Raw genomic sequence first — 8,098 nt, forward strand, 5'->3', positions numbered from 1 at the left:
GGATCAGAGAAGGACCCCCGAACGCGACGACGACACCGACCCCGTCGACCGGCCTACGGCCGGCCACTTACCAACACATACGGACGGTTCAGTCCGTCACAGGCCGGAATACCGGCAGCTTCCATCCATCGGTGATCGGGGAGAATCGCACCTCGACCTCCATACCGATCGCCACTTCGTCGGGATCGATGTCGACGACGTTCGTGACCAGACGGGCCGGGGCGGCTCCGTCCAGGTCGATCACCGCACCGACGACGGTGATGTCGGGCAGGCCCGGGAAGCCGTGGACCACAGCGAAGCTGTACACGGTGCCGCGCCCGGACAGTTCCGGCCACTTCTTCTCCGTGGACTGGCATTCGGGGCAGAACGGGGTGGGAGGCATCCGGAAGTGCCCGCAGTCTGCGCACTGGCACGCGACGAGGCGCTCTTCCTTGGCGGCTTGCCAGAAAGGTTCGGTGTGCGAATCGGTCGTGATCTTGACGGTCTCGCCGGGCAGCGGCGTAGCCACGATGTCGCTCATGCCGCACGTCCCAGGATCATGCCGCTGACGGGCAGCGACGCGGGGCCACCGGTCGCAAGCGCGAACTCGGCATCCTTGACCTGGTTGATCGCAGTGCCTCGCATCTGCTCCACCGCCTCCATGATGTGTGTCATTCCGATGATGTACGCCTCGGACAGCTGACCACCGTGCGTGTTCACCGGGATCGAACCACCGTCGTACCGGATGGCGCCGCTCTCGACAAAAGCGCCACCCTCGCCGCGCTCGCAGAATCCATAATCCTCGAGCTGCATGAGAACCATAGGCGTGAAGTGGTCGTAGAGCAGCGCGACGTCGATGTCCTTGGCGGTGAGGCCGGACTGCTCGTACAGCCGCCTCGCGATCGGCGCATTACCGGCCGAAGCGAAGTACTCGTCAGGCATTCCGTACCACGCGAACGCGCGGCCCCACTCGCGTCGCCCACCGTGCGCGACCGCCACGACCGGCACCGGCTTCTGCCGCAGGTCTTTCGCGCGTTGGCTACTCGTGGTGATCACGGCGACCGCGCCCTCGGTTTCGAGGCAGAAATCGTACAGGCACAACGGGTCTGCGATCATGCGGCCGTTGAAGTAGTCCTCCTTGGTAAGAGGCTTCTTCTGGATCGCCTTGGGACGGTTGAGCGCGTTCTGCCGCTCAGAGATGGCGATCTCGGCGAATGCATCACGCGTGGTGCCGTACATGTGCATGTGACGACGCGCGAGCACCGACATCAGATGTCCGGGACCGGCGAGGCCCGAGGGCTGCAGGAACGAGTTGGTCGGATTCGGTGCCGACGCTGCGAACACCGTGCCCAGACGCTGCTGATCCTGCTGCAGCGCCATGACCGTGACCACCGTCGTCGCGTCGCCGGCGACGATCGCGGCGCGCGCCAGGCCGATCGCTCCTGCCGAGCCGCCACCACCGGAGGTCAGTGATGCAGTGAAGGTGACCTCGGGAATGCCGAGGGTCTCCATGAAGTCGGCGGTATCCATCTTCGAGCCATACCCGGCGCCCGCGCCGGAGTAGTAGGCGAAACCGTCGATTTCTTTCACCGAGATGCCCGCATCCTCGCAGGCCGCGAGGATTGCCTTACCGGCAAGTTCCGTAATCGTCTGGGGCGCGGATCCTCCACGCTTGTAATAGGGGGTGGCGCCGACACCGACGATGGCGACATCCCGCAGTCCGTTACTCAAGACAGCTTCTCCGTTCGGTAATTCCGGTCGGCCGAGGAACCAATGGCGAACACCCGACGGTGCCCGAGTGGAGCCCGTACCGGCTTCACGCGCGTGTCATCCGCGAAATGCGCTGATGACATGTATCACATAGTAAGCTATGACTGGTCAATTCTCCAGGATCAGCCGAGAGTTGACCTGTTGCGACTGGCTACATCGACTGTGTCCCCGAGCGAGTCCACCGCGACTCCCTCACTCGTTCCCGGAGGTAACCGTGGCCGAAGAATCGTTCGCGGCGATATTCGACTCGTTCGACGCCACATCGTCGCGCCCCATCCGAACTCCCAAGACCGCCGAACTGGTGGCCATGAAACTGCGGCGCATGATCGTCGACGGTGAACTGTCCGACGGTGATCGGTTACCGCACGAGGCCGAGCTCATGGAGCAGTTCTCGGTGAGCAGACCGACGCTGCGCGAGGCGGTGCGCGTACTCGAAGCCGAACGGCTCGTCGAAGTGCGGCGCGGTTCGCGCTCCGGCGCCCGGGTGTGTGTGCCCGGCCCCGAAATTGTTGCCCGGCCGGCATCGCTACTACTCGAACTGTCCGGCGCCACGGTCGCCGACGTGCTCGTCGCCCGGGAGGCACTCGAACCCCACGCGGCGCGACTGCTCGCTCTGACAGGGACCGACACCGAGTTCGACGAACTCGAGCGCATGATCGACGAAGCTATCCCTGTGTCGTATGTCGCGAACGAGCTCTCCGAGGGTATCGCCGCGTTCCACCTGCGGCTGGTGCAGTTGTGCGGCAACGCCACTCTCGCATTGCTCGCCGGCATGATGCACGAGATATTCGAACGGCACGTGGAGGCTGTCACCGCCAAGAGGAGCCTCGAGGACCGCGAGAAGTACGAGAGGGCGTACCCCTTGCTGATCCGGTCGTACCGTCGCCTGATCAAGCTCCTGCGCGCGGGAGACGCCGACGCCGCCTACGACCACTGGCAGCAGCACATGACGGTATCGCGGAGCTCCCTCCTCGTCGGCCACGAATCGACACAGGTTCGTGACGTTCTGGACTGACGGTCGTCCCAGGTCGCCGAAACGACCGGCCACCATCGCAGTGCGACGGTGGCCGGTGGCGTAAGTGCTACGCGCTCAGGATTTTCCGAGTAGCCGGTGGGTGAGTTCACGGAACTGGGGTGAGCAGAGTAGGTGCCCCTGTCGCGCACCTGCCTCGTCGAAGTTCTCCTCGGCCGGCCAGGCTGCCTTCCGCGCGAGCGCCGCATAGTCGCCGAGCACGCGGCGATCGATGTACGACAGCGCTTCGACTCGGGCGAGCGCTGCAGACAATGCGTCCGGCGCGCCCGCTTCGGCCAGGCCCAGTTCTACCGCACGGCTCGCAGTGATCCGCTCTTGTTCCGCGAGCAACCGCCACAGCAGGTCCGGCGCGATGCGGTGCAGCAGGGCTACACCTCCGGTCCCCGCGATCAGGCCGGCCCGCGCCCAGCCCTGCAGGAGAAATCCCTTGGAACCGACGAATCGCATGTCGCATGCGAGCGCGAGATCCATCCCCAGGCCGACGGCCGCGCCGTCCACCGCCGCGATCGTCGGGATCGGGCAGTCACGCAGCGCGCGCACCATACCCTGCACACGGCGATAGATGGTGTGGTGGATCTCCTCGGGCGTCAGCGTGCGGCCGAGTTCCGCGAAGTACGGCAGGTCGCCGCCCGCGGAGAACGTGCCTTCACCCGTCAGTACCAGCGCCTTGGCCTCGGGCTCGGATCCGGCCGCGGTGATGGCGTCGGACACGATGTCGGCATCGTCGGCCGACAGGGCGTTGCGCTTGTCCGTCCAGCGCAATGTGACGATCACTGCCCCGTTACGGAGTTCGGTGGTTACCGGCATGTCGTCCTCGTTCGTTCTGAGTGGCGGGTACGCGAATGGGGGAACCCGCCGGGGTGGCGTGAAGACACACCCCGGCGGGTTCGATCAGGTGAAACGATCAGGCCTGTGCGGCGCGTCGCTTCTCCGCACGCAGCTCGCCGCTGCGCTTGAGCATCTTCGCGGCGACACGCTCGAATTCGATCGGTGCGGTCGGCAGGACTGCCAGGCCGGTTTCACGGCTCGGCAGCGAAATCGTCGCGGTGGCCGGGCAGGTGACCTCACCGCGCTGACTGGTGCCGCGCAATTCCACGTCGACGAGGTAGCGGTCGCCCTCGACGCGCTTGCCGACGATCTCACCGGAGAAGGTGTGGGTGTCGCCCATGTAGTTGAACTTGCGCATCTGACTCGACATGGTCTCGAGCCAGCCCTCGTCGCCGATCCAGTCGGTGAGGTAGTGGCTCAGCCAGCAGTCGCGCATCATGCCGTAGTCGTATGCGGCGGGCAGGCCGATCGAGCGGGCGTACTCGCTGTCCCAGTGGATGCGCTGCGCCACATCCGGGATGCCCTGCTCGTTCGGGATGTAGAACGGCGCGATGCGCTGGCGGTTCTTGTAGGTCAGTCGGCTCGACGACGGCGTGTACGGCGCGAAACCGTAACCGCCTGAGTGGAACACCACCATGTCGGTGGTGGTCAGCGGGCCCTTGGCCATGGTGCCGAGCTTTGCGCCGACCTCGACATCCTCGAAGTAGCGGGTGTTCGCGCCACGGCGGACCTCGTTGGCGTAGATCTCGTCGATCTTCGCGATGTCCTCGGGTGTGTAGGACGCGGGCTCGATGGCGTCGTACTTCTTGCGCTTCTTCGACTCGTGGCGCTCGGTGTGAATGGTGATCACACGCTGCGTCTGGACGACCTCGGCACGCTGGTTGAACTGCACGTGGATACGCGTGACGATGAGCGAACGTCCCGCGAACTCGGATTCCTTGAGTTCGACGTTCTCAAAGCCCTGGAACGAGTAGAGGGTGTCGCCGTCGTAGACCGGCCGGTACCAGTCCGTGGTGGTGCCCGAGACGAACACGTGGATACCGCGGAACGACGGGCGCCGCTGCTCCTTCGGCACCGGATCCGCGATCAGATCCTTGGTGAGCCCGATGTTGATCATCGGCGGCGCGATCTGGCCGCCCCACCGGCTGTCGAGGCCATATTCCTCGTCGACGAACAGCGGGTTGTCGTCGCCGTAGCTTCGCGCGAAGTTGCGCATGATGTCCGGCGTCGCGCGGGTGTACTGCTCCCGCTGCGTCACCGCGTGGTAGACGCCGACCAGATCACGTGCGCGCTGAATGTCTTCGTCGCGGAACGTGTAGATCTCGGGCTTGGAATCCGTTGTCTCCGATGTGCTCATGGAGTACCTCCGTGGTCGATGGTGCGCCGCGACCGTGGCCGGCGCTTCGAAGCGGCTGAGATGGCGGGCGTGGTGATCCGCCTCGCCAGTCCCTCCCACAGTAAGTGCACTTAGTCATAGATGTAAAGCCATTAAGGGAAGATAACTCGAGGGTCGGCGAGGCGAGGACGTAATCTCGGACCATGACCAATCGAGAAGCCGCGTCCCTCGGCGCAGTGTCGGGTTCCGTGCGCATCCCGAAAACGGCCGAACTCGTCGCCGACCGCCTCCGAACCGAGATCGTGCGCGGTCAGCTGAAGGAAGGCGACACTCTCCCACCGGAAACCACCCTCATGGAGGAGTTCGGGGTTTCCCGTCCCACACTGCGAGAGGCATATCGACTGCTCGAAGCCGAATCCCTCATCCAGCTCAAGCGCGGTGCGCGCGGCGGAGCCATCGTGTCGGTTCCCGATATCTCCGTGGCGTCGCGCTATGTCGGATTGATCCTGCAGATGAGCGGTACCACTCTCGACGAGATCCATGAGGCCCGTATCATTTTCGAGCCTGCCTGCGCGCGGCTGTTCACAGAGCGGCGCACCGACGACGACCTCGACGATCTGCACGCGTGCATCGATCGGATGCGCGCAGTCACCGAGCAGGACCTCGACTCGAACAACGCTCCCGAAATGTGGGCCGAGTTGACCGGCACGTTCCAATCCATCATCACCGAGAGATGCGGTAACAACGCCCTCAGCGTCCAAGCCGGTGTATTGCGCGACATCGTCAGAACCCACCAGAAGTACGCCCTGCACCGCGGGGCCCAGAGAGAAGGTACGTGGCCGACCTTCCGCCGCAATCTCCGTTCGTACGAAAAGCTTGTCGACATCGTCGCAGCCGGAGACGGAGCAGCGGCAGAAGAGCACTGGGCCGCACACCTGCGTTCGGTCGGAAAAATCTTGTTCGGACGCGGCGCGGGCCGAGCATCCATCGTCGAACTGTTCGGCTGAACCGGTCCTCACACGGACCGTCCCGGGTCGAAACGCATCGGTCCGGTCGACGCTGCGCCGACCGGACCGATATGTATGAAACTCAGACCTGCGCGGACTGATCCTGCTGGACGAGACGTTCCACCACGTGCCTGCGTACGAGCTTCCCGGTCTCGGTACGAGGAAGTTCGTCCCAGTACACGATGCGATCGGGGGTTTTGCTGCTGCGCAGCGAATCCCGCACGAACGCACGCAGCTCTTCGGCATCGACCGGAACTCCGGGCCGAAGAACGACTGCCGCCTCGATGCGCTGGCCCCACTCATCGTCGGGAACGCCGACGACGGCAACGTCCAGAACGTCCGGATGCCGCAGGATGACGTCTTCGATCTCGGCGGGAGCAATGTTCTCGGCGCCGCGGATGATGGTGTCGTCCACGCGGCCGCCCACGAACAGGAAGCCCTCTTCGTCCACGTATCCCTTGTCGCGGGTATCGAAGAATCCGCGCTCGTCGACCATGCGGCCGACGCCTGCGTATTCGGCCGACACCTGGTCGCCGCGGACGCAGATGCGTCCCGTCACACCCGGTTCGACCACGCTGTCGTCGAGGTCGCGGATCTCGAGGTCGATGCCGGGCACGACCTGCCCGACGGAACCGAGCCGGGCACGCACCGACCCGTCGTCGCTCGCGAGCGCCGCCCGGTGATCGTCGGGCCCCAGTACCGCAATGGTGGAGCTGGTTTCGGTGAGACCGTAGGCATTGACGAACCCGGTCTCGGGCCACATCTGCAGAGCTTTCTCGATGACCCGCGCGGGCATGGGAGCACCGCCGTACGCCAGGCCGCGCAGGCTCGGCACGCTCTTGTCGGCATCGGACTCGACGATGCGCGCGAGCATCGTGGGCACGACGAGTGCGTTGGTGATCTCTTCGCGACGGACCGTATCGAGCCACTGCTGCGGGGTGAACTGCTCGAGCACCATGGTGCGCCGTCCCGCATAGAGGTTCGTGATCACGTTCGCGACCGCCGCGATGTGGTACGGCGGGACGCTCACGAGCGCGGCGTCGGTTTCCTCGGCCGACGCGAACTCGACCGATCCGAACACGTACGACACGAGGTTCTCGTGCCGGAGCAGCACACCCTTCGGTGCCGAGGTGGTGCCGGAGGTGTAGATCACGACGGCGGGGGCATCGCTGTCGCCGTCCGTATCAATAGCGTCGTCCTCGTCGAGTTCGGTGTTCGAGGAAGCTGCGAGGTTCTGCACCCATTCCTGCGGCGAGAAGACCTTCAGACCGGCTCGTTCCAGTGCCTCCGCCTGGGAGGGGTCGGCGATACCGAGCGCGCGCGGATGGTTGGCCAGCAGCGCGTCGAGCTGTTCGCGTCCGAGCCGGTAGTTGACCGGTACGAGCGGGACACCGGCGCGTGCTGCCGAGAACATCGCCACCGGGAATGCGGGGCCGTTGACCGCGAGATACACGACGGAGTCGGCTCCCGCTTCACGGATCGCGGCGGCACCGGCGACCGAGAGTTCCTGCAGTCGCGCGGCCGAGATACCGAGGTCGCGGCTTCCGACCACGATCCGATCGCCGAAGCCATCGACTGCCATGTCCAGCAACATCGTGAGATTCATGCGTCACTCCACTCGAAGGATTGATTCACCGACACCGGGTATCAGTCCGAGGAGGGCAGCGGCTTGGCTGCCTTGAGGGGAAGTTCGCGGCCGTCGAGTTCGAGCCTGCCCGTGCCGGGCTTGGTGCACAGAATTTCGACGCCGGCTTCGTCGTCGGCGTATCGCTTGCCCAACTGGGCGCCACCGACGTACGCGGGGTCGATCGACGAGCCGTCCCCTTCGCCCTTCTTGCCGACGCTCATGTCGACACCACCGCAGGTCAACGACACGTCCGTCTTGGGCGCGCGGACCACGATCACGGTTGTGGTGTCGACGGAACTGGCCAACGACTGACCGACCTTGAGAATCACGATTCCTCCATTCGAACAAGTTCTGCAGTCGGGCCACTGTGTATGGCGCCGACGATCTCACCGCGGCGACTGTCGCTACCGGCATTATCGAGAGTAGCGCTCGTCACATAGTTTAGATAGTACTATAAGTGACCTAACATACAAACGAGTCGGCACACGAACTACCGAGCTTCACGTGTCGACCCGAAC

Annotated in this window: 8 protein-coding genes; 2 read left to right on the forward strand and 6 right to left on the reverse strand. The window is 64.7% G+C overall.

Annotated features, from left to right (window positions below; all coding sequences use genetic code 11):
• Window positions 1–88: 88 nt before the first annotated feature.
• Window positions 89–520: a Zn-ribbon domain-containing OB-fold protein gene (locus WAW17_RS05760; protein ID WP_422332047.1), complete on the reverse strand. Its 432-nt coding sequence runs from the start codon at window positions 518–520 to the stop codon at window positions 89–91.
• Entirely contained in the window at window positions 517–1,710 is a 1,194-nt protein-coding gene (locus WAW17_RS05765; protein WP_422332048.1) for a thiolase C-terminal domain-containing protein, read from the reverse strand. Before WAW17_RS05765 ends, WAW17_RS05760 begins: the two co-directional genes overlap by 4 nt.
• A gap of 253 nt (window positions 1,711–1,963) precedes the next feature.
• On the opposite strand from WAW17_RS05765, the gene WAW17_RS05770 reads away from it, so the two are divergent.
• Entirely contained in the window at window positions 1,964–2,764 is an 801-nt protein-coding gene (locus WAW17_RS05770; RefSeq protein WP_422332049.1) for a FadR/GntR family transcriptional regulator, read from the forward strand.
• Window positions 2,765–2,839: 75 nt separating this feature from the next.
• Here WAW17_RS05770 and WAW17_RS05775 read toward each other — a convergent pair whose 3' ends face one another.
• Window positions 2,840–3,589 carry an enoyl-CoA hydratase/isomerase family protein gene (locus tag WAW17_RS05775; RefSeq protein WP_422332050.1) on the reverse strand — a complete coding sequence of 250 codons (750 nt, stop codon included), beginning with the start codon at window positions 3,587–3,589 and terminating at the stop codon, window positions 2,840–2,842.
• A gap of 97 nt (window positions 3,590–3,686) precedes the next feature.
• Window positions 3,687–4,967, reverse strand: a complete 1,281-nt coding sequence (locus WAW17_RS05780) for an FAS1-like dehydratase domain-containing protein (RefSeq protein WP_422332051.1) — start codon at window positions 4,965–4,967, stop codon at window positions 3,687–3,689.
• A 182-nt stretch (window positions 4,968–5,149) separates the two neighbouring features.
• Here WAW17_RS05780 and WAW17_RS05785 point away from each other — a divergent pair, with 182 nt between their 5' ends.
• Window positions 5,150–5,953 (forward strand): FadR/GntR family transcriptional regulator, encoded by an 804-nt coding sequence (locus WAW17_RS05785; RefSeq protein WP_422332052.1) that lies wholly within the window; start codon window positions 5,150–5,152, stop codon window positions 5,951–5,953.
• 82 nt (window positions 5,954–6,035) lie between these two features.
• Here WAW17_RS05785 and WAW17_RS05790 read toward each other — a convergent pair whose 3' ends face one another.
• Together WAW17_RS05790 and WAW17_RS05795 are read right to left on the reverse strand one after the other, a co-directional pair.
• Window positions 6,036–7,559, reverse strand: coding sequence for a class I adenylate-forming enzyme family protein (locus WAW17_RS05790; protein WP_422332053.1), 1,524 nt, complete (start codon window positions 7,557–7,559; stop codon window positions 6,036–6,038).
• 41 nt (window positions 7,560–7,600) lie between these two features.
• Window positions 7,601–7,909, reverse strand: coding sequence for a hypothetical protein (locus WAW17_RS05795; RefSeq protein WP_422332054.1), 309 nt, complete (start codon window positions 7,907–7,909; stop codon window positions 7,601–7,603).
• Window positions 7,910–8,098 lie beyond the last annotated feature (189 nt).

Origin of the sequence: Rhodococcus sp. (in: high G+C Gram-positive bacteria) (assembly GCF_049286785.1) — a bacterium.
GTDB lineage: Bacteria > Actinomycetota > Actinomycetes > Mycobacteriales > Mycobacteriaceae > Rhodococcus_F.

Bases quoted from the DNA above. Each gene is read 5' to 3' on its own strand.
- WAW17_RS05760 (WP_422332047.1), bottom strand. From the start codon at position 520: ATGAGCGACATCGTGGCTACGCCGCTGCCCGGCGAGACCGTCAAGATC.
- WAW17_RS05775 (WP_422332050.1), bottom strand. From the start codon at position 3,589: ATGCCGGTAACCACCGAACTCCGTAACGGGGCAGTGATCGTCACATTG.
- WAW17_RS05780 (WP_422332051.1), bottom strand. From the start codon at position 4,967: ATGAGCACATCGGAGACAACGGATTCCAAGCCCGAGATCTACACGTTC.
- WAW17_RS05785 (WP_422332052.1), top strand. From the start codon at position 5,150: ATGACCAATCGAGAAGCCGCGTCCCTCGGCGCAGTGTCGGGTTCCGTG.
- WAW17_RS05790 (WP_422332053.1), bottom strand. From the start codon at position 7,559: ATGAATCTCACGATGTTGCTGGACATGGCAGTCGATGGCTTCGGCGAT.